The sequence below is a fragment of the Pseudorhodoferax sp. genome, from assembly GCF_047601025.1.
Classification (GTDB): Bacteria; Pseudomonadota; Gammaproteobacteria; order Burkholderiales; family Burkholderiaceae_C; genus Pseudorhodoferax.
Genome location: NZ_JASGJZ010000001.1, coordinates 4,967,441 through 4,990,823 on the forward strand (window position 1 = coordinate 4,967,441; position 23,383 = coordinate 4,990,823).

The 23,383-nt window shown below is 66.5% G+C and carries 17 protein-coding genes; 5 read left to right on the plus strand and 12 right to left on the minus strand.

What is annotated here, in order from left to right; genetic code table 11:
- Window positions 1–122 precede the first annotated feature (122 nt).
- From QM782_RS22950 to QM782_RS22960, 3 genes are read left to right on the plus strand one after another with little or no spacing between them, the layout of a single operon-like run.
- Complete coding sequence (locus tag QM782_RS22950; protein WP_415205180.1) at window positions 123–1,325, plus strand: acyl-CoA dehydrogenase family protein; 1,203 nt, start codon at window positions 123–125, stop codon at window positions 1,323–1,325.
- Window positions 1,322–2,095, plus strand: coding sequence for an SDR family NAD(P)-dependent oxidoreductase (locus tag QM782_RS22955; protein WP_415205181.1), 774 nt, complete (start codon window positions 1,322–1,324; stop codon window positions 2,093–2,095). The genes QM782_RS22950 and QM782_RS22955 overlap by 4 nt, the downstream gene beginning before the upstream one ends.
- Complete coding sequence (locus QM782_RS22960; protein ID WP_415205182.1) at window positions 2,092–3,126, plus strand: phosphotransferase; 1,035 nt, start codon at window positions 2,092–2,094, stop codon at window positions 3,124–3,126. Before QM782_RS22955 ends, QM782_RS22960 begins: the two co-directional genes overlap by 4 nt.
- Window positions 3,127–3,725: 599 nt before the next feature.
- Here the strand turns inward: QM782_RS22960 and QM782_RS22965 are convergent.
- The 12 genes from QM782_RS22965 to tssJ form a co-directional block, all read right to left on the minus strand.
- Window positions 3,726–4,556, minus strand: coding sequence for a PoNe immunity protein domain-containing protein (locus QM782_RS22965; RefSeq protein ID WP_415205183.1), 831 nt, complete (start codon window positions 4,554–4,556; stop codon window positions 3,726–3,728).
- A 905-nt stretch (window positions 4,557–5,461) separates the two neighbouring features.
- On the minus strand, window positions 5,462–6,352 hold the full coding sequence (locus tag QM782_RS22970; RefSeq protein WP_415205184.1) for a hypothetical protein: 891 nt from the start codon (window positions 6,350–6,352) through the stop codon (window positions 5,462–5,464).
- Between the two features lie 112 nt (window positions 6,353–6,464).
- Window positions 6,465–7,793: a type VI secretion system Vgr family protein gene (locus QM782_RS22975; protein ID WP_415205185.1), complete on the minus strand. Its 1,329-nt coding sequence runs from the start codon at window positions 7,791–7,793 to the stop codon at window positions 6,465–6,467.
- 109 nt (window positions 7,794–7,902) lie between these two features.
- Window positions 7,903–8,850: a hypothetical protein gene (locus tag QM782_RS22980; protein WP_415205186.1), complete on the minus strand. Its 948-nt coding sequence runs from the start codon at window positions 8,848–8,850 to the stop codon at window positions 7,903–7,905.
- 7 nt (window positions 8,851–8,857) lie between these two features.
- A complete protein-coding gene (locus QM782_RS22985; RefSeq protein WP_415205187.1) occupies window positions 8,858–10,318 on the minus strand; it encodes a hypothetical protein in 1,461 nt (486 codons plus the stop codon).
- 10 nt (window positions 10,319–10,328) lie between these two features.
- The gene (locus tag QM782_RS22990) at window positions 10,329–13,256 is read right to left on the minus strand and encodes a type VI secretion system Vgr family protein (protein ID WP_415205188.1); all 2,928 of its coding nucleotides are present in this window, start codon (window positions 13,254–13,256) and stop codon (window positions 10,329–10,331) included.
- A 35-nt stretch (window positions 13,257–13,291) separates the two neighbouring features.
- A complete protein-coding gene (locus QM782_RS22995; protein WP_415205189.1) occupies window positions 13,292–14,344 on the minus strand; it encodes a PoNe immunity protein domain-containing protein in 1,053 nt (350 codons plus the stop codon).
- Between the two features lie 4 nt (window positions 14,345–14,348).
- A complete protein-coding gene (locus QM782_RS23000; RefSeq protein WP_415205190.1) occupies window positions 14,349–15,857 on the minus strand; it encodes a hypothetical protein in 1,509 nt (502 codons plus the stop codon).
- Window positions 15,854–19,030 carry a type VI secretion system Vgr family protein gene (locus QM782_RS23005; RefSeq protein ID WP_415205191.1) on the minus strand — a complete coding sequence of 1,059 codons (3,177 nt, stop codon included), beginning with the start codon at window positions 19,028–19,030 and terminating at the stop codon, window positions 15,854–15,856. Before QM782_RS23005 ends, QM782_RS23000 begins: the two co-directional genes overlap by 4 nt.
- A 51-nt stretch (window positions 19,031–19,081) precedes the next feature.
- Complete coding sequence (gene icmH / locus QM782_RS23010; RefSeq protein WP_415205192.1) at window positions 19,082–19,852, minus strand: type IVB secretion system protein IcmH/DotU; 771 nt, start codon at window positions 19,850–19,852, stop codon at window positions 19,082–19,084.
- Between the two features lie 27 nt (window positions 19,853–19,879).
- A complete protein-coding gene (tssK, locus tag QM782_RS23015) occupies window positions 19,880–21,229 on the minus strand; it encodes a type VI secretion system baseplate subunit TssK (protein ID WP_415205193.1) in 1,350 nt (449 codons plus the stop codon).
- A gap of 22 nt (window positions 21,230–21,251) precedes the next feature.
- The gene (gene tssJ, locus QM782_RS23020; RefSeq protein ID WP_415205194.1) at window positions 21,252–21,881 is read right to left on the minus strand and encodes a type VI secretion system lipoprotein TssJ; all 630 of its coding nucleotides are present in this window, start codon (window positions 21,879–21,881) and stop codon (window positions 21,252–21,254) included.
- Between the two features lie 218 nt (window positions 21,882–22,099).
- On the opposite strand from tssJ, the gene QM782_RS23025 reads away from it, so the two are divergent.
- Both QM782_RS23025 and tssB read left to right on the plus strand, forming a co-directional pair.
- Window positions 22,100–22,810: a hypothetical protein gene (locus QM782_RS23025; protein ID WP_415205195.1), complete on the plus strand. Its 711-nt coding sequence runs from the start codon at window positions 22,100–22,102 to the stop codon at window positions 22,808–22,810.
- 57 nt (window positions 22,811–22,867) lie between these two features.
- The gene (gene tssB, locus QM782_RS23030; RefSeq protein WP_415205196.1) at window positions 22,868–23,383 is read left to right on the plus strand and encodes a type VI secretion system contractile sheath small subunit; all 516 of its coding nucleotides are present in this window, start codon (window positions 22,868–22,870) and stop codon (window positions 23,381–23,383) included.

Consider the following 23,383-nt stretch of genomic DNA (forward strand, 5'->3'; position numbering starts at 1 on the left):
GATGAGCCGGAGGACAGGCGCTGACATTAGCACAGCGCGGAAAAGGTTGTTTTCAATATTGTCTGACAATATCATCGGCAGCGCGCCAGATGGTCTGGCTGCCCCGTTGCATGAGGTGCTGCATGGATTTCTCCCTCTCCCCCGAGCTGCGCGCGCTGCGCGACAAGACCCGGCGCTTCATCGCCGAACAGGTGATTCCACTGGAACACGACGAGCGCCAGTCGCACCACGGCCCCGGCGAGCCGCTGCGCCGCGAGCTGGTGGCGCGCGCCAGGGCGGCCGGCCTGCTCACGCCCCATGCCTCGCGCGAGATGGGCGGGCTGGGCCTCACGCACATGGAGAAGGCGGTGGTGTTCGAGGAGGCGGGCTATTCGCGCCTGGGGCCCACGGCGCTCAACGTCCACGCGCCCGACGAGGGCAACATCCACCTGATGGAGGTGGTGGCCACGCCCGCGCAGAAGGAGCGCTGGCTGCGCCCGCAGGTAGCGGGCGAACTGCGCTCGTGCTTCGCGATGACCGAGCCCGCGCCCGGCGCGGGAGCCGACCCGTCGATGCTGCGGACCACCGCCGTGCGCGATGGCGACGACTACCTGATCAACGGCCGCAAGTGGTTCATCACCGGCGCCGACGGGGCGGACTACGGCATCGTCATGGCGCGCATGGAGGACGGCTCGGCCACCATGTTCCTGACCGACATGGACCGCCCCGGCATCGTGCTGGAGCGCAGCATGGACGCCATGGACGGCTGCTTCACCGGCGGCCACGGCGTGCTGCGCTTCGAGAACCTGCGCGTGCCGGCTGCCGACGTGCTGGGCGAGGTCGGCAAGGGCTTCCGCTACGCCCAGGTGCGCCTGGCGCCCGCGCGCCTGACGCACTGCATGCGCTGGCTGGGCCAGGCGCGCCGCGCGCACGACACGGCATTGAACTACGTGCGCAAGCGCCACGCCTTCGGCAAGCCGCTGGTGGAGCACGAGGGCGTGGGCTTCATGCTGGCCGACAACGACATGGACCTGCACACCGCGCGCCTGCACATCTGGCACACGGCGTGGCTGCTGGACCAGGGCGAGACGTGCAGCTTCGAGTCGAGCCGCGCCAAGGTCGTGTGCTCCGAGGCCGAGTGGCGCGTGGTGGACCGCAGCGTGCAGATGCTGGGCGGCCAGGGCGTGACGGGCGAGACGCCGGTGATGCGCATCTTCACCGACATGCGCGCCTTCCGTATCTACGACGGCCCGAGCGAGGTGCACCGCTGGAGCATGGCGCGCAAGCTCGCCCACATGGCCGAGAAGGCCGAAGCCGAACTGCTGCGCGACGGGGGAACGGCATGAGCGGTGCGATGGATCGCTTCAGCCTGCGGGGCAAGCTGGTCCTGGTGACCGGCGCGTCCAGCGGCCTGGGCACGCACTTCGCCCAGGTACTGGCCGCCGCCGGTGCGCGCGTGGCCGTGGCCGCGCGCCGCGCCGACAAGCTGCAGGGCGTGGTGGAGTCCATCGCGGCCCAGGGCGGAGAAGCGCGCGCCTTCGCGCTCGACGTGACCGACAGCACCAGCGTGCGCGCCTGCCTCGACGCGGTGGGCGCGTGGGGCGTGCCCGACGTGGTGGTCAACAACGCGGGCGTGACGGTGACGCGCCCGCTGCTGGAACAGACCGAGGAAGATTACGACCATGTGCTCGGCACCAACCTCAAGGGCGGCTGGCTCGTGGCCACCGAGGCCGCCCGCCGCATGGTGGCCGCGGGCAAGGGCGGCGCGATCGTCAACGTGGCGTCGATCCTCGGCGAGCGCGTGGCGGGCGGCGTGGCGACCTATGCCATCTCCAAGGCCGGCGTGATCCAGGCCACCAGGGCCATGGCGCTGGAGCTGGCGCGCCACGGCATCCGCGTGAACGCGCTGCTGCCCGGCTACGTGGTGACCGACCTGAACCGCGACTTCCTCACCAGTCCCGCGGGCGAGAAGCTGCGCGCGCGCATCCCGAGCCGCCGCTTCAGCGCGCCGTCCGACCTGGACGGCCCGCTGCTGCTGCTGTCCTCCGACGCGGGCACGGCCATGACGGGCGCCACGCTGGCCGTCGATGGCGGCCACCTGGTGGGCTCGCTATGAGCGTTCCCGCCCGTCCCCTGCCGGTCGAGGCCCTGGGCGACTACCTGCGCGGCCAGGGCCTGGCGGGCAGCGCGCCGCTGGAGGTGCGCGTGCTCGCGGGCGGCCAGTCCAACCCCACCTACCGCGTCACGGCGGGCGCAGGGCGCGACTACGTGCTGCGCAAGAAGCCGCCGGGCACGCTCGTCGCCTCCGCACACGCCATCGACCGCGAATACCGGGTGATGAAGGCGCTGGCGGACACCGGCGTCCCCGTGCCGCGCATGCTCCACTACTGCGAGAGCGACGCGCTGCTCGGCACGCCGTTCTACGTGATGGAGTTCCTCCAGGGCCGCGTGCTCATGGACCAGTCGCTGCCCGGCATGCAGCCCGCCGAGCGCCGCGCCATCTACCGCGAGATGAGCCGCGTGATCGCCGCGCTGCACCAGGTGGACTACGCCGCCGTGGGCCTGGCCGACTACGGCAAGGTCGGCAACTACGTGGGCCGCCAGATCGCGCGCTGGTCGCGCCAGTGCCGCGCATCCACCGTGCCGATGAACGACGCCATGCACCGCCTCATGGACTGGCTGCCCGAGCACCTGCCCGAAGGCGAGGAGACCACGCTGGTGCACGGCGACTACCGGCTCGACAACCTCGTCTTCCACCCCACCGAACCGCGTGTGATCGGCGTGCTGGACTGGGAGCTCTCCACCCTCGGCGACCCGCTGGCCGACCTGGCCTACCAGTGCATGGCCTGGCGCACACCGCCGAGCCTGTGGCGCGGCATCGGTGGACTGGATCTGGCGGCGCTGGGCATTCCCCAGGAAGCCGAATACATCGCCTGGTACGGCGCCGCTACCGGCCGCGACGCAGCAGGCCACTGGGACTACTACATCGCCCACAACCTGTTCCGCATGGCGGCCATCCTGCACGGCATCGCCCAGCGCGCAGCCGACGGCAACGCCGCTGCCGAGGATGCGTTGGAAACCGGCCGCAAGGCAGGGCCGCTGGCCGAGCTGGGCTGGCAGGCCGCCCAGCGCTACATGGCACGGTAGTGGCCCCGGCGACGAGGGCGGCCGGCGCCTCGCCCTCCTCCACACCACGATGACGCCGCCACGCCTGGCAGGCGGACCTGCTGTCGGGCAGCCCGCCGCCGGAGCGGCTGGCGCCAGTGGCGGACCAGCGACCGACGGCCATCGTCGCGCCAGCCGGCGCCCGCCAACCATGCCGATGGCGAAGTGGCACGAGGCCTTGCGCCCGCGCGGCGCTGCGGTGGCATGGCTGGCGCGGTGCGAGAACGGCGCTGCTGCGCAGCAGCCGGGCCGCGCCAACCGGATTTCTGAAGCCCACTCCGACATGCTGACGCCGTGCTGGCTGGGCTCGCTCCACTCGCGCCAGTACCGGTAACCGTCGTCCGCTTCGGAAACTCGCTGGGCAGAAACCGCCACTGGCAGCCCGCGCGCAGCAGGTACGGCATCGCGCAGAACACCTCGTAGAGCTCCACCCCCCGAGGCTTGGTGCGCTCTCGCGCACACCGCTCGGCAGCGGCTCGATGCACTCGAGCTTTTCTCGGCTGACGTCGCTGGCGTACAGCCTCCTTTTCCTTCACCCGGAAGCTGGCCACTCCGTCAAAAACCAGAGCGCAAACACGTCCTCAGCGCAGGCGCAGCCGGCTGCGCGCGTAGTCGACCAGATCGCGCGGATAGAAATCCTTGTCGCGATAGCTGCTGTCGTCGATCTGCAGCACATAGGTCACCGCGGCCGCCTCGAAGCTCCACAGGCCCAGGTAGCTGTGCTCGCGGCCCTTCTTCTGCGATCCGTAGTAAGGCTCGCAGCAGCTGGCGGCGTACCACTCGTCCATGTACTTCGACATGAGCGCCGGGCGCTCGTCGGGCAATGCATCGAAGACCTCGAGGAGCTGGACATACGGCCGATGGCGAGTGCAGGTGTCCGGAGGCGGCGCACGTCCGGGAACGAACGGAGCGATGAGGCGCTCGAGCAACCCGTCCATCTCTTCATTCCCATCGTCCCACAGGGTCGCGACCCGGGACAGAAGATTGAAATGGCCTAGAAGAATCCCGAAACTCGTCAGGCGAACCGCCCGCCAGAAATCCCTGCCATGCAGATCGAGGTGAGGCACCCTACGGCCATCCGCCCCCGAGCTCTCGTCAAACATCCGGTCGTACCTGGCAAAGGTCTCCCACCATTGGAGGACGTCCGGAAAGAAAGCGGCCAACGTGTCGACTTCGACGCCGGCCGTGTAGCAGCCATGCAGTGCCTCGACACCTTCCCATGCGCGCTGCTCCGTTGCCGACCGAACTGCGGCGACGTTGGCCTGCGCATCGCCAGCATCGGCCAGACGCCGCGCGATGTTCTCTTCGGTCACGATTTCCGCGGACTCCGCCAATTCGCAGAGGAGCGCCATCAACCCAGCGTACGAATACAACGGGTCCCGCCGCCGGCGGATGAATTGGGCCTCGCTCATGGAATGCGGCCAATGCATAGGATGACTCTTCCATCACGGAGTCTGGCGGCGTGGTCGTGGCTTTGGATCATGTGCAGATGGCCTCGCTCCTTCTCATGCAAGTACTTCTGGCAGCCAACGACCATGGCTCCCCATCGCGCATGCGGAGGGGCCGCCGGGTCCATCAATCGCCTTTTCGAAAGACACGCATGTGCACCCTAACAGCGGTACCGGCATGGCAAATGCCATATTGTCGACGATGAATGCCGCGATGCGTGACGAGACCTTCGGCGTCCACGTGGTCTAGCTTTGCCGCTCGTCGCGTTGCCAGATGGCGACGCAGCAGTCGCCGCCGACCGAAGGCATTGCCTCGCCTTGCGCCAAGAAACGCCGGCTGTCCAGGTGCGCGGGCGCGGACCACCCACCGGCCCGCGGACAGGGCTGCCCCGCTTCGCAGCGCAGGCGGATACCCGCTCGATCAGGGGCCGCGTCGCCGGGATGCCCACCACCGGAATCGGCGACACGCTCGACCAGGGTCCAATTCGTCGCCACTCGGGTTTCGCCAGAATCGACAGAAGAGGTGAAGCGATTGGGCACGCGGATCGGCCGAGCCTTTTATCCCTCAATCAAATATTGAGCGCAACCGTTTTCAACGGACGGCAGATAGACACCATTGCACGGCACCTTTTCGCCCACCTCGACCTGAACCTCGGGATTAAAAACATATAGAGGCCTGCTTGCCGGAGCATGGCAAAGCCCCCCCCAGGTCGTCGCGCTCGGCCCGACGGTCGGCGATCACCAGCCTGTGCCACGCCTGGCCCGCTTCCCCGCTTTCCAGGTGGCGGAAGTGGCAGGTCTGCCCTTCCTTGGCCAGCGGACGCTACACGAATGCAAGGTCACTTACAAAGCATTGAGATCACTCCGCTCTAATCAAATTCCGGAGCCGGCGGATCCTGATAGCTATCGTCGATCCTGATGCCCTTGATACGCAATTCAGCCTCCCTCTGTGCACGGATAGCCGCCACTTTGGCGAGTTCTTGCGCCAACACTTCTTTCCAGCGACTCCTGTTATCTGGACCGGAAAAACCTCGAAAATATTCATTTGCAGTCTCCAGGTCGTAGGTCAAAATATAAGCTCCAGGCTTAGTCGGATCTGTCAGAGTGGGCGCACGCGTAAACGTGACATCCATGAAGACCCCATCCGCATAAAATCCCCACGACGTACGATTCTCTATTTTCATCCATTCCTCGAAAGTTGGAAGATGTGTCGCGTCAAGCCCGATAGACGATGAATTGTTCAGCATATAGTCGATTCTGTCTTGACCGCTGAGTCTCGGACGGCTACGTGGGGTTGTGGGGCGCCATCCCGCATCAAGTATGCGCCCCAATATCTTATGAATCACCAATCGAGCTTCATCGTGAGATATCAATTCAGACGAACTGATACCAGCTTCGATTGAAAAACCATCCAACCCCTCCCCTTTGAATTCCCCTAAATCCTGGGAGGAAAGCAACGCAAGAACATGCTCGATGATAAATGAGTGTTTCGCGTGATTGATTCGGACCTCACCAAAATTCTTCGAATTCCAGATGATCTCGTAAAAATCCAACCCCGCAGGCTGATGCTGAACGCGCACCATGCCTGGATAACGTTTTGCAAAAATCGGCCCCATCTCACCGAGATGGATCGATACTGGCGCTGACAATGCAGGGCCCCTGGCTTCTATGGCCGGCTGATTGGTGGCAGGATTTTTCTCACTGCAGGCCGAGATTGCAAGCAACGCAGCAGCGATGACCAACGCGGCGATATTGACCATATCGAATGGACGATTATCAATCGCTCAATACAACCCAGGCAGCCATCTTCTGGATCGCGCCTTCCATGTATGCATTTTGCTGTTGCATCAATCGATGAAACTTTTCGGTAGCCTAGCCAAGCCAGATCATCCGATCTCGCGGATCTTCAAGTTTGGGCCACTTGGCATCAATGGCTGAAGGATAGTGCCTTGTTCGCACCATCGCGCTCTGCCCACCGGGGACCTCGATCGTGCTGCTGGCGCTGATGCGGATCTCGTCGTCGACGCTGATGACGCTCACGTCCTGGTCGGCCCAGATCTGCAGCGCGTCGGTGTGCGCGCGCAGGCTCACCGGTCCGTTGGCGGCGTAGGCCTTCACCCCGCCCTGGTGGGTGTACAGGCTGCTGGTGCGGCCCGAGACCTGCGCGTAGGTGTGGCCGGCGGCCTGGTGCAGGTCGCCCTGGGCGACGAGGCTGGTGTCCTGTCCGGCGAAGGCCGTGATGCCCGCTTCGCTGGCCAGGGCTGCCGTGCTGGGGGTCTCCAGCAGCACCTGCGGCCGGGCGAAGGCTTCTACTGCTCCGGCTTCGCCTTCTTGCAGCGTGCGGCCGTCGGCGCCGGCCTGCTGGGCCGGCTGGCCGTTGACCATTCCGGCGTGCTTGCCCTCGGCCTTCGGGTCGATGGCCTGGATGAATTGTTCGGTGGCCTGGCCTGGGTCGTGGCTGCTCAGCGGCAGCGCCCCGCCTTGTGTGGCGACCTCGCCCAGCCGTTGGCCCAGTTCGCGCGCGGCCTTCAGTTGCGCCGTGGCTTCGGCCGCGTCCATCTGTGTCGATTGCGCGCTGCCGTAGCTGCCCGCGCGCGCCGTGGTCGAGACCAGCAGGCCGTTGGCCGCGCGCACGCTGGCCCAGCCCTGCGTGTTGGCTTCGAAGCCCGCTCCGCGCCACGCGCCGCGCTGCGCCGAGTTGGCCGGCTGCTGGATCAGGTGGCCCAGGTTCAGCTGCGCGCCGGCGTGGCTGCTGGCCAGCCGCATGCGCAGTTGGCCCGTGGCGTCGTCCAGCACCCATTGGTTGTAGCCGGCACCGTCCAGCGCGTGGCTGTGCAGGCCGCTGATCACTCCGGGGTGGTTCACGCCGGCGTCTGCGCCGGCCGCGAACGGCGGGGGGTCGGCGCCGTTGTACAGCTGGCCCACGATCGCCGGGCGGTCGATGTCGCCTTCGATGAACTGCACCGCCACCTCCGTGCCCACCCTCGGCACGAAGGCGCTGCCCCAGTTGGCCCCGGCGCTGGGCACTGCCACCCGCACCCAGGTGCCGCTGCGTTCGTCGCCCGGGGCGTTGCCTTGTGCGTCGGTCGTGCTGGCGTGGGCCAGGCCCCCGGCCAGCGGCGCCTGGCCGCGCTGCCATGCGAACTGCACCTTCACCCGCAGGTCGCGCTCGGTGGTGACGGGTTCGTTGGCAATGCCCACCTGGCATTTGTAGGTGTTCGCCTCCAGTGGGGTCGGCTCTCAGTCTCTCCAACCGTTCTGCCGGATGGACTCGTCAATCAGGTTGCTTACTCGCCAGATTCATCGTAGTTCAAATCTTCGATGCGCTCTGATCCACATCCCATTGCCAGAAGGTGGCGCCGTAATCGCTGCCCTGGATGACCGGCATCAACTCACCCGCGTTGAAAAATCGCCGGCTACCCACCTTGGCAGGCGTGAGCCACCAGCCAGCCTGGGGACAGGGTTGACCACCTTCGCAGCGCAGGCCCGCCATTGCCGAGGCGCTACCCATTTCTTGCCCTGGGACGCCGCCGCCTTCGTCGGCGATGCGTTCAACCAACGTCCAGGTAGCCGGTGCTTCTCCCTGGCGCTGCGTGGTGACGGGATCGCGCCCAATATTGGCTTCTGTGGCCTCGTAGCCTTGAACCAGGGCCTGCGGGCAACTGTCGTCAACGTCTGGCAAATAAATTCCGTTTCGTGGCACCAAATCGCCGGTACGAACCCGAACGTTGGGATTAATTTTATAAATCGGCCATGTTGTAGGGGCGTCAAGTGGGCCACGAGTCAACTCTTTATAACGCTGGGAGAGTGAGCCCACCAGCCAGCCGCTCAGTACTGAAAAACTTATGTTGCTGGCATAAATTCCCGCAATACGTTCCTGCTCATCAAATATGGTCTTGAACGGCTCGGGCATCCAATCAATATCGTAGTCACGCCACATGCCCGCCTGGGCCGTCTTGACGTTCCCGGATAATTGCAGTGCATCCCATTCACCATGTGATAGCTGAATGAAGCCGTTATTCAACCCAGCAAGCGTCCAGCGCAGGTTCGGGAGAACGCGTTCGCCCCAGACGATATCAGGCTGCTGGTGCAGAGGAAGGCTACGGTAATCGGCCGGCAGTTGGTGCATAAAGGCGTCGAGCGCGTCGTCGCCGGCTTTGACCATCATTTCCCAGGCATCGCGCATCTCACCGAAGTAGCCCAGCGAGGTATAGCGTTCGAGCAGGTAGATTTCCTGCGGAATCAGAGGGGTGGGCATGACGGCCTCAATCTCTCCAGTTGTGTTGCAGGATGGGTACGCCGATCAAGCCCGCTTCTTTGCCAAACTCGTCGTAGCCCCAGCCGGTGAATTCACGGGGACCGATGTTCTTCCGGTCGAGATGCTTGGGGTCGATGACCAATTGCTCGCCCCCTCCTTCAAGCCAGAAACTGTTTCCGTTCTTGTCTGCCTGAACAGTTCGACCCGTGCTGTCTCTCAGTTGCTGAGAAGCGGTTTTTCCCCGCCAGACGGGCAGCCCAGGGCCGGCTGGCACGGTGTAGGTGACGAATTCACCATTGCTGTTCCAGTTGCCCCAGACTGCAAATTGGCGACGCCAGTCGGCTTTGCTGCGCAGTTCTTTGAATTCTTGCGCGGTCATCCAGCAGATGCTGTTGTCATTGGAACCGGGGTCAAGAACGCGATAGATTTTCGTTCCCGGAGGGAGCGTGTCTGGGCGGATGTCATGAAATGTACTAAATGCCGACTTGAGTGGCCTTGGTGCGGCAACACCGATATCGGAGTGACCAGGAGGAATATCCGGCATATCTTCAATTTGGGGGTATTTTCCTTTTTTTACCGCATCCACCCATTCAGGTTTCCTCTTGGCCATATTTTGAATTTCAGTATCAAGCGAAGGCCTGCTGAAATTGTGCGGATTTACGGCATTGGTGCTGACCCGATAACCCAGACGATGCTCGACTTCAAGGCGCTGGGCCAGGCGGTTGAGCCAATCCTGCACAGGGGCGAGCGCCTGGCGTAAACCTTGATTGGACTTGTTACGAACGTCGATAACCATTTGCAGCAACTGGCCGGCGCGGGTGGACATGGCGGCATTGCCGTAGCGCTGAATTAGGTCGATGAGTTTGCGCAAGATAGCAATGACCTCGTCCATCACACGCAAAAGCTCAGATACGTTGAGCGAGGAGGACAATGCGCGTACTTTCTTGGACAACTCAAGATAGACGTTGTCCCACTTGAGTGCAGAGATCGTGCGGCGCACGGTTGGCCGGGCCAGAAACTCATTGAGCTTGACAATGCCTGCCTCCACGAAGGGGCGGGTTGCTTGCCACATGCCGCTGTTCAGGGCATGCGAGCCAGCCTGAGACACGCCCTTGCGTCCATATGCAAACATAATCTTCAAGCATCCCTTGGCCAGGCTACCCAGTGTGGGGAACAGACCGATGAGCGTCAGCACCAGTGCCACCCATGCCCACTTGTTGGTGCTGTCGTCGTTGATCTTGCGGCAGTTGGCTACCACGTCGCGCACGTCGCAAATCTGATCGACGAGCGGGATCATGGAAATCACGGTACCGGTCACCGCCTGCGCCGTCGTCTGCTCGTCGTTGAAGTCGCCCTGGATCACCTCCCAGATCCACTGCGCGATCACCTGCAGGTTCTCCGTACCTGACTTGTAAATATTTCCAGGCGCAGCCCTGAACCAGGCGAGCGCGTTCTTCAGCTCATCCATCTCGCCTCCCTCAAGACAGATGCGCCTGCACTTCGCTCAGCAGCTTGGCCAGCGGATCCCAGGGCTTGTCTTTCTCGGGTTTGCGCGGTTCGTATTCCACGCGCATCGCTTTGTCCGGCACATTCTCATGACGAGCATGCCCCGCAGCATCCAGCGCCCCGGAAATGACGGCACCACCTTCAAAGAAGATCTTGTATCGCTGGCCCGCCATCGGCTCACCTTCGGGATCGCGGTGGTTGATGGCAATCCAGTTGGTGCTCTGCTGCAAGCCGGTGGGCAACACTGGCAACTCAGCCGCCCTGCTCCCGCCGTCCAGGAACGCATGGGTGGCACTCTTGACCGCAAACGTGCCCGGGCAGCTGAAGGTGATGTTGCCCCCCTCCAGCACCATCGCGCTCTGCCCGCCGATGACCTCGATCGTGCTGCGCGCGCTGATGCGGATCTCGTCGTTGACGCTGATGACGGTCACGTCCTGGTCGGCCCAGATCTGCAGCGCGTCGGTGTGCGCGCGCAGGCTCACCGGCCCGTTGGCCGCGTAGGCCTTCACCCCGCCCTGGTGGGTGTACAGGCTGCTGGTGCGGCCCGAGACCTGCGCGTAGGTGTGGCCGGCGGCCTGGTGCAGGTCGCCCTGGGCGACGAGGCTGGTGTCCTGTCCGGCGAAGGCCGTGATGCCTGCCTCGCTGGCCAGCGCTGCCGTGCTGGGGGTCTCCAGCAGCACCTGCGGCCAGGCGAAGGCGGCCACCGCACCGGCCTCGCCTTCCTGTAGTGTGCGGCCGTCGGCCCCGGCCTGCTGGGCCGGCTGGCCGTTGACCGCGCCGGCGTGCTTGCCCTCGGCCTTCGGGTCGATGGCGTGGATGAACTTCTCGGTGGCCTGGTTGGCGTCGTGGCTGGTCAAGGGCTGCGCCCCGCCCTGGGCCGCCACCTCACCCAGCCGCTGGCCCAGCTCGCGCGCGGCCTTCAGCTGCGCCACGGCTTCGGCCGCGTCCATCTGCGTGGACTGCGCGCTGCCGTAGCTGCCCGCGCGCGCCGTGGTCGAGACCAGCAGGCCGTGGCCTGCGCGCACGCTGGCCCAGCCTTGCGTGTTGGCTTCGAAGCCCGCTCCGCGCCACGCGCCGCGCTGCGCCGAGTTGGCCGGCTGCTGGATCAGGTGGCCCAGGTTCAGCTGCGCGCCGGCGTGGCTGCTGGCCAGCCGCATGCGCAGTTGGCCCGTGGCGTCGTCCAGCACCCATTGGTTGTAGCCGGCACCGTCCAGCGCGTGGCTGTGCAGGCCGCTGATCACTCCGGGGTGGTTCACGCCGGCGTCTGCGCCGGCCGCGAACGGCGGGGGGTCCGCGCCGTTGTACAGCTGGCCCACGATCGCCGGGCGGTCGATGTCGCCTTCGATGAACTGCACCGCCACTTCCGTGCCCACCCTCGGCACGAAGGCGCTGCCCCAGTTGGCGCCGGCGCTGGGCACTGCCACCCGCACCCAGGTGCCGCTGCGTTCGTCGCCCGGGGCGTTGCCTTGTGCGTCGGTCGTGCTGGCGTGGGCCAGGCCGCCGGCCAGCGGCGCCTGGCCGCGCTGCCATGCGAACTGCACCTTCACCCGCAGGTCGCGCTCGGTGGTGACGGGCTCGTTGGCCACGCCCACCACCAGCGCGGTCTGCAGCCCCGGCGCCGTGGGCTTGCGCACCCGCGCCGGCACCAGCGCCGCGGCCGCCGGCGCGCAGTGGAAGTGGCATTTGTACGTGCCGGCCTCCAGCGTCGTCGGCCCCTCGTCCAGCCTCGCGATGCCGCCGCCCAGCTGTCCGCCCAGGTTGTTGCTGGCGTGGTGCTCCACCGCCAGCACCACGAAGGCGTTGTCCGGGCGCTGGCGTGAGGCGGTCCGTGCGCCCGCGTAGTCCGGCGCGCTGGTGTTCGGCCCGTACAGCGGGTGGTCCACCAGCGTGAACTCGGCGCCGGCCCTCAGGTGCCGGGCACTGCCCTGGCCTTCGAAGCGCTTGGCCTGCAGCTCCAGCGCCGCCAGTGCCAGTGCCGCGGCGCGCTCGGCATGCTCGGCGTCGGCGTAGCGGTAGGCGCCTGTTCCGTCGTAGACCTCCAGCGCCGGGATCTCGCCCAGCGCCAGCGCGCTGGCCGCCTGGCCCGCCGTGCCCGACAGGGCCTTGTAGTCCCAGCTGGCCAGCGTCACGGCGCTGGCCACCACGCTGCGCTGGGCCATGAACGCGGTCACCGCGTCGCGCTGGCCGCGCAGGTTGGCGCTGGCGTGCTGCACGGCGAAGCGCAGCTCGCCCAGGTCGTCCCGCTCGGCCTGCCGGTCGGTGATCACCAGCCGGTGCCGCGCCTGCCCCGCTTCGTCGGCCTGGCGCGCCTGCTCGCCTTCCAGGTGGCGGAAGTGGTAGCTCAGCCCTTCCTCGGCCAGCAGCCGCTGCACGAACGCCAGGTCGCTCTCGCGGTACTGCACGCACAGGCTGCGCCGGCGCAGCGGCTCGCTCACCTGCAGCGCGTACTGCGCCTGCGGGTAGTCGGCGAATACCTCCTCCACGATCTCCAGCGCCGTCTTGTCCTGGTAGACGAAGCTGTCGCGCCGCAGCCCCAGCAGCCACAGCCACGGCCGCATCACCAGCCGGTAGCGCGCCAGCCCGCCGTCCGCGCCCAGCTGCGCCGCCTCGGCCACGTAGCCGTGCCACGGTGCGTAGCTGCCGTCCGGCTGCAGCCGCCGCACCGACATCTGCTCGCCCACCAGTGCCTTCAGCTCGAAATGACGGCTCGGCGACAGTGCGTCCACCACCAGCTCGTAGGGCTGGCTCACCGCCTCGCGCAGCACCAGCCGCTCGGCCACCAGCGCCAGCCGCGGCAGCGCCGTGTCCAGCAGCAGCATCCGGTCGTGCTGGTCCAGCAGCCGGGCGAAGTCCAGCTTCGTCGTCAGTTCGCCCAACGGGCCGCTTCTCAGCGACGTCATCGGCGCGTCGATGGCCTTGCTTGATCAGCGCCAGGTCAGTCCGACTGCCGCTCGTCCCACTGCCAAATGGTGACGCCATAGTCACCGCCCACCGACGGCATCGTTTCTCCCGCCAGGAAATGACGCCGACTGTCCGCCTTGGCAGGCGTAGACCACCAACCTTCGCGCGGACACGCCTGCCCTGCCTGACAACGCAGAAAAGCCATGTCAGACAGCGGCGGCTGCGTTGGCGCACCGCCCAACTCCGGCGGCAGCGGCAGGCTTCGCGCGTAATCCACCAGATCACGCGGATAGAAATCCTTGTCGCGATAACTGCTGTCGTCGATCTGCAGCACATAGGTCACTGCAGCAGCTTCAAAGCTCCACAAACCCAAATAGCTGTGCTCGCGGCCCTTCTTCTGTGATCCGTAGTAGGGCTCTCGGCGGCTGGCGGTGTACCACTCGTCCATGTACTTCGACATGAGTGCCGGGCGCTTCTCCGGCGAGGCGTCGAATACCTTGAGAAGCTTGAAGTACGGCAGGTGGCGGGTGCAAGTGTCGGGGGGCGGTGCTCGGCCCGGGACGAAAGGGGCGATCAAACGTTCGAGAAGGCCGTCCCGAGGTTGGTCGCCATAGTCCCAGATGGCACACAGACGAACCAGAGTATCGACATGCCCAAGCAAGATTGCGAAGCTGGTCATGCGTATCGCATCCCAATAGCCAGAGTCACCAAGCGTCATGTGGGCAATGACATAACTTGACTCAGGGGTTTGGTGAAAAGCTTCATGGTAGTGCGCGTATTCTTCCCAGAATGCCAAAGCACTTGGATACCAGTCACGCATTTCACTAGGTGACGCACCCGCGGAATATTGAAGGTGAAGATATGAAATTGTATTCGACGATTGGGCGCCAAGTGCGCCCGAAAGCCCGGCAAGTGATCTTCCAAGCTCACCCACCACAATACGTTGCTCGATAGGTAATTCATCGTGAACATCAAACGCCTCCACGAATAGGTCGATCTGATCGCGATAAACGTCATAGGAAACCGATACATCCCTCCGATCAGAGAGGAATTCCTTATCCAGTTTCGCCGCACTAAATCCATGCATATTTCTATTCCGCTAGCACACCATCGGGCAAAATGATGATTGGTTGCTGAATTTCATGCCTATGACCTTGACTCTTCTCATGGCGGTGCTTTTGCCTTCCTGTCACCATCACGATCCACCGAGAGTATGGCGGAGGTGCGAGCGGGTTACGCATCCGATCTACCCAGAACCAACGATTTGCCTTATTCAATAGCTCCCGCCCCGAAATCGTGAGCGATTCCCTGGCCAAGGTTCCCACGATCCAAGCATGACTCATCTGCGTCTTCAACCCCGTTTCAGGATTCGGCTTGCCAAGCCCCTTCTTCAGTTCTTCCACATTTTCGCCACTGCCATCCACGCGAACTCTTCCCGGGCTGACCGAATCACGCCCTTCGCTATGGAAGATGTTCGGCTTAGCAGGGTCGGTGTTTGGAATCGGGTTTGCTGCTTCCGCATCACCAAGTGCGTTGAGCTGGGCCCGAATGTCGGGCGGCAAAGCCGCCAGGAACTTGAACGCGCCAAACAGGCTGGACTTGGTATCCGCCACCACACCCGGGCGCGCAGGATTGCCAGCCTGGACCCAGACGTGATCGATACCCCGGCGCCCTTCGCGGTCCCACTCTTCCCACAGTCGCCCGCCATTGTTGGCCTTCTTCAGGTTCCTCCGGGTACGCGCGCACCAGTAGTCCGTCAGGTGCTCGGCCAGCACCGCCATGTTCTGGCGGCCCTTGCTCCTGCTGGCGCGGCGCTCATCGGTGGCCGCCTTGTCGGGCGTATTCTCTGCGGTGTGGCTCTTATCCCGCTTGGTGGCATCTGCTTTGCGCTGAGGCTGTGCCACGCCTGACTGGGACGCCGTCCTCGTGGATGCCGGCGCCGGCAATGCTGCCCCCGGCCGTGGTCCGCCCACGTTGGCCGTGCTCTTGGGCACACCGTCACCCAGCGCCTTCTTCCAGAGAGCCTGAAGCTCGGCGATGGCCTCGTCGAGCATCTTGGGCGCCCTGCGGCGCATGTCCTTCAACTGCGCGATGAGGAAATCAACCTCCTTGCGCCCGGCCACAGTTTTGACCAGCCAACTGTCCAATCCATTGATGAAGGCCTTGATCACGTCGTCGAAACTCGACTTGACGCTGCTGGCGATGCTCCCCCAGTTGATCTGCCTGAACCATTGGTCCAGGTTGCCACGCAGTGCCGGCGAGGCAGCATCCAGTATCCGAGGCAACGACTGACCGCTTTTCAAGAGGCGGAACGATGTTTTGAGCGCGTCACCCATGACCGGGATGCAGCCGATCAGCGTTATGCTGATGTCCAGCCAAGCCATCGGACTGGCGGGGCTTTTGGAAATGACGATGACGCCGAACACGATGTCACGCAAATCCATGGCCTGCCCCAGGCCTGGTACGACGCTCAATATCCCGGAGATGATGACTTGTGACGGGGAACTGCCTTGTCCCGACACCATGCCCATGAGCCAATCGCCGATGCCATCGTCAGCCTGCTTGGCCGCCCCGCGCAAGGCAGCAGTCTGTGCACTCACGACGAGGTCTCCTTGCCTTCAGGATGATCCTGCCAGTAATCAGTCTGTTCCGCAAGAATGGATGTTTCACTGGCCATCAAATAGTCTGCCGTATAGGCCTCGGTATCAGCCTGCGTGCCAGGGCCTTGCATGGCAGCGATCTCGTCCGGGAAGAAATTATCCTGAAGATAGGCCTCTTCCTGCTCCAGGAATGCTTGCAGCCTCGCCTGCGCCTCGGCCTGAGAAGCGGGTATCCCGGCGCCAAAGAACGGATTGGGATCACGTTTGAATCTCGGCTCGGCCGGCAACTGTGACTCTCCATACTCCACCGTATAGGTCTCGTATGGCACGCCATCGATACGGGCATGGCCCTTAGCGTCCAGCGCGCCCTTCAACACAGTACCGTCGGCGAAACGTACCGTGTAAGGTGCGCCGACCATCGGCAGTGCAGCAACGTCGCGGTAATTGAGTTCGAGCCAATGCTTGAGCTTTTCGGGGCCGGGCAGATTGGGAAACTCAGCCGCGTTGCTCCCCCCATCCAGGAAGGCATGAGTCGCGCCCTTGACCGCAAACGTGCCCGGACAGGTGAAGGTGATGTTGCCCCCCTCCAGCACCATCGCGCTCTGCCCGCCGGTGAGCTCGATCGTGCTGCGCGCGCTGATGCGGATCTCGTCGTTGACGCTGATGACGGTCACCTCCTGGTCGGCCCAGATCTGCAGCGCGTCGGTGTGCGCGCGCAAGGAGACTGGCCCGTTGGCCGCGTAGGCCTTCACCCCGCCCTGGTGGGTGTACAGGCTGCTGGTGCGGCCCGAGACCTGCGCGTAGGTGTGGCCGGCGGCCTGGTGCAGGTCGCCCTGGGCGACGAGGCTGGTGTCCTGTCCGGCGAAGGCCGTGATGCCTGCCTCGCTGGCCAGGGCTGCGGTGCTGGGCGTCTCCAGCAGCACCTGGGGCCGGGCGAAGGCGGCCACCGCCCCGGCCTCGCCTTCCTGCAGCGTGCGGCCGTCGGCGCCGGCCTGCTGGGCCAGCTGGCCGTTGACCATTCCGGCGTGCTTGCCGTCGGCCTTCGGGTCGATGGCCTGGATGAATTGTTCGGTGGCCTGGCCTGGGTCGTGGCTGCTCAGCGGCTGCGCCCCGCCTTGTGTGGCGACCTCGCCCAGCCGCTGGCCCAGCTCGCGCGCGGCCTTCAGCTGCGCCACGGCTTCGGCCGCGTCCATCTGCGTGGACTGCGCGCTGCCGTAGCTGCCCGCGCGCGCCGTGGTCGAGACCAGCAGGCCGTGGCCTGCGCGCACGCTGGCCCAGCCTTGCGTGTTGGCTTCGAAGCCCGCTCCGCGCCACGCGCCGCGCTGCGCCGAGTTGGCCGGCTGCTGGATCAGGTGGCCCAGGTTCAGCTGCGCGCCGGCGTGGCTGCTGGCCAGCCGCATGCGCAGTTGGCCCGTGGCGTCGTCCAGCACCCATTGGTTGTAGCCGGCACCGTCCAGCGCGTGGCTGTGCAGGCCGCTGATCACTCCGGGGTGGTTCACGCCGGCGTCTGCGCCGGCCGCGAACGGCGGGGGGTCCGCGCCGTTGTACAGCTGGCCCACGATCGCCGGGCGGTCGATGTCGCCTTCGATGAACTGCACCGCCACTTCCGTGCCCACCCTCGGCACGAAGGCGCTGCCCCAGTTGGCGCCGGCGCTGGGCACTGCCACCCGCACCCAGGTGCCGCTGCGTTCGTCGCCCGGGGCGTTGCCTTGTGCGTCGGTCGTGCTGGCGTGGGCCAGGCCGCCGGCCAGCGGCGCCTGGCCGCGCTGCCATGCGAACTGCACCTTCACCCGCAGGTCGCGCTCGGTGGTGACGGGCTCGTTGGCCACGCCCACCACCAGCGCGGTCTGCAGCCCCGGCGCCGTGGGCTTGCGCACCCGCGCCGGCACCAGCGCCGCGGCCGCCGGCGCGCAGTGGAAGTGGCATTTGTACGTGCCGGCCTCCAGCGTCGTCGGCCCCTCGTCCAGCCTCGCGATGCCGCCGCCCAGCTGTCCGCCCAGGTTGTTGCTGGCGTGGTGCTCCACCGCCAGCACCACGAAGGCGTTGTCCGGGCGCTGGCGTGAGGCGGTCCGTGCGCCCGCGTAGTCCGGCGCGCTGGTGTTCGGCCCGTACAGCGGGTGGTCCACCAGCGTGAACTCGGCGCCGGCCCTCAGGTGCCGGGCACTGCCCTGGCCTTCGAAGCGCTTGGCCTGCAGCTCCAGCGCCGCCAGTGCCAGTGCCGCGGCGCGCTCGGCATGCTCGGCGTCGGCGTAGCGGTAGGCGCCTGTTCCGTCGTAGACCTCCAGCGCCGGGATCTCGCCCAGCGCCAGCGCGCTGGCCGCCTGGCCCGCCGTGCCCGACAGGGCCTTGTAGTCCCAGCTGGCCAGCGTCACGGCGCTGGCCACCACGCTGCGCTGGGCCATGAACGCGGTCACCGCGTCGCGCTGGCCGCGCAGGTTGGCGCTGGCGTGCTGCACGGCGAAGCGCAGCTCGCCCAGGTCGTCCCGCTCGGCCTGCCGGTCGGTGATCACCAGCCGGTGCCGCGCCTGCCCCGCTTCGTCGGCCTGGCGCGCCTGCTCGCCTTCCAGGTGGCGGAAGTGGTAGCTCAGCCCTTCCTCGGCCAGCAGCCGCTGCACGAACGCCAGGTCGCTCTCGCGGTACTGCACGCACAGGCTGCGCCGGCGCAGCGGCTCGCTCACCTGCAGCGCGTACTGCGCCTGCGGGTAGTCGGCGAATACCTCCTCCACGATCTCCAGCGCCGTCTTGTCCTGGTAGACGAAGCTGTCGCGCCGCAGCCCCAGCAGCCACAGCCACGGCCGCATCACCAGCCGGTAGCGCGCCAGCCCGCCGTCCGCGCCCAGCTGCGCCGCCTCGGCCACGTAGCCGTGCCACGGTGCGTAGCTGCCGTCCGGCTGCAGCCGCCGCACCGACATCTGCTCGCCCACCAGTGCCTTCAGCTCGAAATGACGGCTCGGCGACAGTGCGTCCACCACCAGCTCGTAGGGCTGGCTCACCGCCTCGCGCAGCACCAGCCGCTCGGCCACCAGCGCCAGCCGCGGCAGCGCCGTGTCCAGCAGCAGCATCCGGTCGTGCTGGTCCAGCAGCCGGGCGAAGTCCAGCCGCGATGACAGATCGGCCAGCGGGCCGGAGGTCAGCGTGGGCATCGTCGATCCGACGGCCGTGCTTGGTGGCATGTCATGGTCCCTCCCGGCGGGCGGCCGGCCTGCTGCCGGCGCCGGCCGATGTCATGGCAAGGTGATGGTCACGTGCGCGGCCTGCGCCGGCAGCGTGATGACGTGGTGGTAGCCGGCCAGGTCGCTCCCGGTCTGGCGGTCCAGGAAGGCGCGCAGGCCCAGGAAGGCCAGCAGCCCGGCCAGCAGGAACAAGGCGCCCACCACCCACAGCGGCACCTCGTTCCTGAGCCGGTGGCTGGCCCGGTCCGGCGGCAGCGCGTGCGGCGCGAACTCGGTGCGCCGGCCCTTGAGCTGCGCGATCTCGTCGCCCAGCCGCGCCGTCAGGTAGCCCAGCTTCTCGGTGCCTTCGATCAGGTACTTGCCCTGGAAGCCCATCAGCAGGCACATGTGGAACACCTCCAGCACCTGCAGCTTGGCCGCGCCCTGCTGGCGCACCTGCTCCAGCTTGTCGAAGAAGTGCTCGCCCGCCAGCTGCTCGCCGAACATCTCCAGCTGCAGCGGCTTGCGTTCCCAGTTGCCGCGGATGGCCGACTGCGACATCAGCACGCGCTCGTCCACCAGGGCGCAGAAGGCGTACTTGGCCAGGTACAGGTCCTCGGCCGGGATGTCCAGCTTGCGCGAGCCGCGCTCCACCGCGCCCAGGAACTCGCCCAGCCGCGCGCGAAAGCCGTCGGCATCCAGCGCGTTGTAGCCATTGCGCAGCAGGAACAGCATGTAGAAGCCGTCGTACATCAGGTCCAGCAGCGTCTTGGCGTCGGGCCGCGCCGCCATGCGCGTCGAAGGGCCGGGCCGGGCGGAAGCCAGCAGCGAGGGAGCGGTCATGGGCGAGGGATTCGTGGTCGGAGCGGATTACTGGTTCAGCGCGAACAGCTCGAGCTGGAGATCCGGCATGCCCGCCGGCGTGTAGATGGTCACCGCCTGCGCCTGCAGCATGCGTTCGTACAGCGGGCCGCGGCCTTCGAAGGCGAAGTAGTAGGCGCCCGGGCGCACGGGGATCGCCGCCGGCGTCTGCGGCACGTGCACCAGCCGCACGCCGCCCATGGCCGACAGCACCAGCTTGTCCACGTCGTCGGGCGCGCCGACCTTGAAGCGCAGCGGCACCGCGTCCACCAGCTCGGCCGCCGGCATCGCCGCGCTGACGCCGAGGACGAACGACGTGGCCGGCGTGATCTGCTCGCTGTCGAGCCGGCCGATGTGGAACGACGGCTTGGTCTCCGCGAGCGCGATGGCGAAGTAGCGGGTGGAGATCACGGTCTCCAGCAGTTCGCGGACGATGGCTTCCAGCCGCGCGAACGGCACCTCGGGACGCTCGTGGTCGTAAGCGGGCAGGTCGGACAGCGTGTGCGTCTTGGAGAAGGTCATCAACGCGCCGGCCAGCTCCATCATGCGTTCGTACAGCCGCTCCGGGTGGAAGCCCGGGTGCTGCCGCAGGTGCAGCAGTGCCGCGCAGGCGGTGCTGGCCACGTGCAGCAGCCAGAACGAGGCGGTGTCGCCCGAGCGGAACTCGATCACGTGCTTGGACGGCTCGCGGTGGAAGCCGTACAGCGCCGCCACCTTGGCCTGCAGCATGTCCAGCAACCGGCGCAGCATGGCCGCCAGCGCCGGCGCCGCCTGCACCGACAGGCTGGGGGCGACGAACCGCGGGTCGAGGTCGAACGCGCCGGCCGCATTGCGGCGCACGCGGCACACCGGCACGCTGACCAGGTGGTCGCGCGGCTCGTGGTCGGCCAGCAGGCGCACGCTGCGCTGCAGCAGCGACACCTCGGCCTGCGCGGCCTGGGTGAACAGGTCCACCATCTCCGCGGACTGGCGGCGATAGTGCACGGCGCCGGCATCGGCCGCGTCGTCCAGCGCCACGTTGCCGGCCTGCTGGCGCATCGGCGCGATCGCCGCGTGGAAGACCACTTCCACCGCCTGCGCCGGCAGCGCCGCCAGGTTGACCGGCGGTGGCAGCGCATCCTCGGCCGGGGCGCTGAACTGCTCGCCGTCGGGGAACACCAGCGACAGCTCGTCCAGCCGCAGCACGCCGCCGGCCAGGCCGCTGGCGTCCACCGCCAGCCGGCGCACGCCCCAGGCGTACGGGTGCAGCGCGCGCATGGCCTCGGCCAGGCGCCATTCGTGGTAGGCGTCCTGGCGCTGGAAATGCTGCGGGCGCAGGAACAGGCCCTCGCCCCACAAAACCTTGGAAGATGGAATCACGGTCGCTCTCTATATCTTGGATTCAACGCGGGTCGGACGGCGACAGGCAGCTCACCCCCGCCAGGCGCAGCATCTCGGGCTGCGCGCCCTCGGGCGTGCCCGCGGCCACGCTCATCGCGCAGCCGTGGAGACCGACCGTGATGCCGGTCTTCTCCGCATCCTTGGCCTCGAAGGCGAAGCGCCAGCGGCCCTCGGCCGGCGCACGGAACAGCGCCGCCACGGCCAGGTGGGTGGCCTCCAGCGGCAGGGTCTCCACCACCTCGTGCTTCTGGCCCGGCGACAGCACCAGCTCGCGCACGTCCACCAAGTCGTTGCCGAACGCCGCGCGCTCGCCCTCGGTCGAGCCGAAGGCCTTGTAGGGCGCGGCCAGGAAGGCGTTGGCGCTCTTCAGCTTGTAGAGCCTGACCACCAGCGACAGCGAGCGGCCCTGCGGGTCGGTGTTGAGCTGGCTGCCGGCATGGATGCGCAGCGAGACCTTTTTGGGCTTCGGCACCGCCGCCATGGCGGCCGTCACGTCGGCGGCGGGCAGGTCGGGCTTCTTCAGGCCCGCCAGTTCCATCGTCGCGCCGATCGCCCCGGCCATGAGGGTGCCGGAGCAGCCCGCCAGGCCGGCGCACGCGGCAAGCACTGCGATGGCGCAGCGAAGGCGCATGCGCGAACGATCCATCATGAAATTTCGAACGAGGAGCGGCATGGCAGCCGCGGAAAAGCCCGCAATCGTACCCGGTCGCCCCAGGGCATTCGCGCATGCTGGAGCGTTTGCCGACATCCGTTTCCCCAGAGTCGGGGGTCTGCACGGAATGCGAAGGAATCGATGCGAGAAGGATGCCGATGCGGGAATTGTACACAAGAGTACACATCCAACTTGGTATGATCGGCTGGTTTTGCCTTTCGCACCATCGCGAGCGTTCACGTACTGCAATGCCTGCCGCCTCACACCGCCTTTTGCTCGTCTGCGCCTTGACAAGCACCACCCTGTGGCTTGCAGCCTGCAGCACCACACCCAAGCCCGCCGCGACGCCGGTGCCCCTGGTTTCCAGCGTCGCGCCGCTGGAGCAGTTCATGTCCGATGCGGCACGGTCCGGCCAGGAAGGTGACCGCAGCGGCGAACGCGACACCTACCGCAAGGCGGCCCAGGCCTATCCCACCAGCAAGGAGCCGTGGCTCAAGCTGGCCCAGGGCTATTTCGATGCAGCCGACTACGGCAATGCCATCCTCGCCGCCCAGGAAGCGCTGCAGCGCGACGCCGACGACAAGGTGGCCAACAGCCTGCTCGCCGTCAGCGGACTGCGCGTGTCGGCCAGCGCCCTGGCCTCGATGCGCAAGCGCCAGGACCTGAGCGGGGACACCCGCCGCCAGGCCGAGGACATCGTCAAGTCGCTGCGCGAATCACTGGGCGAAACGGTGCTGGTGCCGGCCGCGCCGGCAGCCGATGCCGCGCCGACGGCGCGCCGGCCCAACGCGCCCGCGCGTCCGCGGCCGGCCGCTGCGCCCAGGCCCAAGCCCGCGGCAGCGGCCCAGCCCACCGCCGCACCGGCTCCAGCGGCAAAGCCGGCGAATCCGTTCGACACGCTGAAGTGAGCCGCGGCGGCCGCCGCCGCCTCCTCCTCGATCAACCCAACGAACCAAGGGAAAACCATGGCCAAGAAAGACAGCGTCCAGAAGCGGCTCGAGAAAATCCGCCCCCCCCGGGTGCAGCTCAGCTATGACGTGCAGGTCGGCGACGCGACCGAGCAGAAGGAAATCCCCTTCGTCACCGGCGTGGTGGGCGACTTCACCGGCAAGGCGGACCCCGACCACCCGCTGCCCAAGCTGAAGGAACGCAAGTTCGTCAACATCGACCTCGACAACTTCGACGACGTGATGGAAGGCATGGCGCCCAAGGCCGCATACCGGGTGAAGAACAAGCTCGATCCCGACGGCGGCGAATTCGCGGTCAACCTGAACTTCAAGCGCTTCGACGACTTCCGGCCCGAAGCCGTGGCGCAGCAGGTGGAACCGCTGCGCAAGCTGGTGGAGGCGCGCACCAAGCTCTCCGACCTGCGCAACAAGCTGGCCGGCAACGACAAGCTGGAAGACATCCTGGGCGAAGTGCTCGGCAACACCGAGAAGCTGAAGCAGCTCGGCGACGAAGCCCAGAAATCGGACGAGTGA

Bases quoted from the DNA above. Each gene is read 5' to 3' on its own strand.
- QM782_RS22950 (WP_415205180.1), top strand. From the start codon at position 123: ATGGATTTCTCCCTCTCCCCCGAGCTGCGCGCGCTGCGCGACAAGACC.
- QM782_RS22955 (WP_415205181.1), top strand. From the start codon at position 1,322: ATGAGCGGTGCGATGGATCGCTTCAGCCTGCGGGGCAAGCTGGTCCTG.
- QM782_RS22960 (WP_415205182.1), top strand. From the start codon at position 2,092: ATGAGCGTTCCCGCCCGTCCCCTGCCGGTCGAGGCCCTGGGCGACTAC.
- QM782_RS22965 (WP_415205183.1), bottom strand. From the start codon at position 4,556: ATGAGCGAGGCCCAATTCATCCGCCGGCGGCGGGACCCGTTGTATTCG.
- QM782_RS22970 (WP_415205184.1), bottom strand. From the start codon at position 6,352: ATGGTCAATATCGCCGCGTTGGTCATCGCTGCTGCGTTGCTTGCAATC.
- QM782_RS22980 (WP_415205186.1), bottom strand. From the start codon at position 8,850: ATGCCCACCCCTCTGATTCCGCAGGAAATCTACCTGCTCGAACGCTAT.
- QM782_RS22985 (WP_415205187.1), bottom strand. From the start codon at position 10,318: ATGGATGAGCTGAAGAACGCGCTCGCCTGGTTCAGGGCTGCGCCTGGA.
- QM782_RS22990 (WP_415205188.1), bottom strand. From the start codon at position 13,256: ATGACGTCGCTGAGAAGCGGCCCGTTGGGCGAACTGACGACGAAGCTG.
- QM782_RS22995 (WP_415205189.1), bottom strand. From the start codon at position 14,344: ATGCATGGATTTAGTGCGGCGAAACTGGATAAGGAATTCCTCTCTGAT.
- QM782_RS23005 (WP_415205191.1), bottom strand. From the start codon at position 19,030: ATGCCACCAAGCACGGCCGTCGGATCGACGATGCCCACGCTGACCTCC.
- icmH (WP_415205192.1), bottom strand. From the start codon at position 19,852: ATGACCGCTCCCTCGCTGCTGGCTTCCGCCCGGCCCGGCCCTTCGACG.
- tssJ (WP_415205194.1), bottom strand. From the start codon at position 21,881: ATGCGCCTTCGCTGCGCCATCGCAGTGCTTGCCGCGTGCGCCGGCCTG.
- QM782_RS23025 (WP_415205195.1), top strand. From the start codon at position 22,100: ATGATCGGCTGGTTTTGCCTTTCGCACCATCGCGAGCGTTCACGTACT.
- tssB (WP_415205196.1), top strand. From the start codon at position 22,868: ATGGCCAAGAAAGACAGCGTCCAGAAGCGGCTCGAGAAAATCCGCCCC.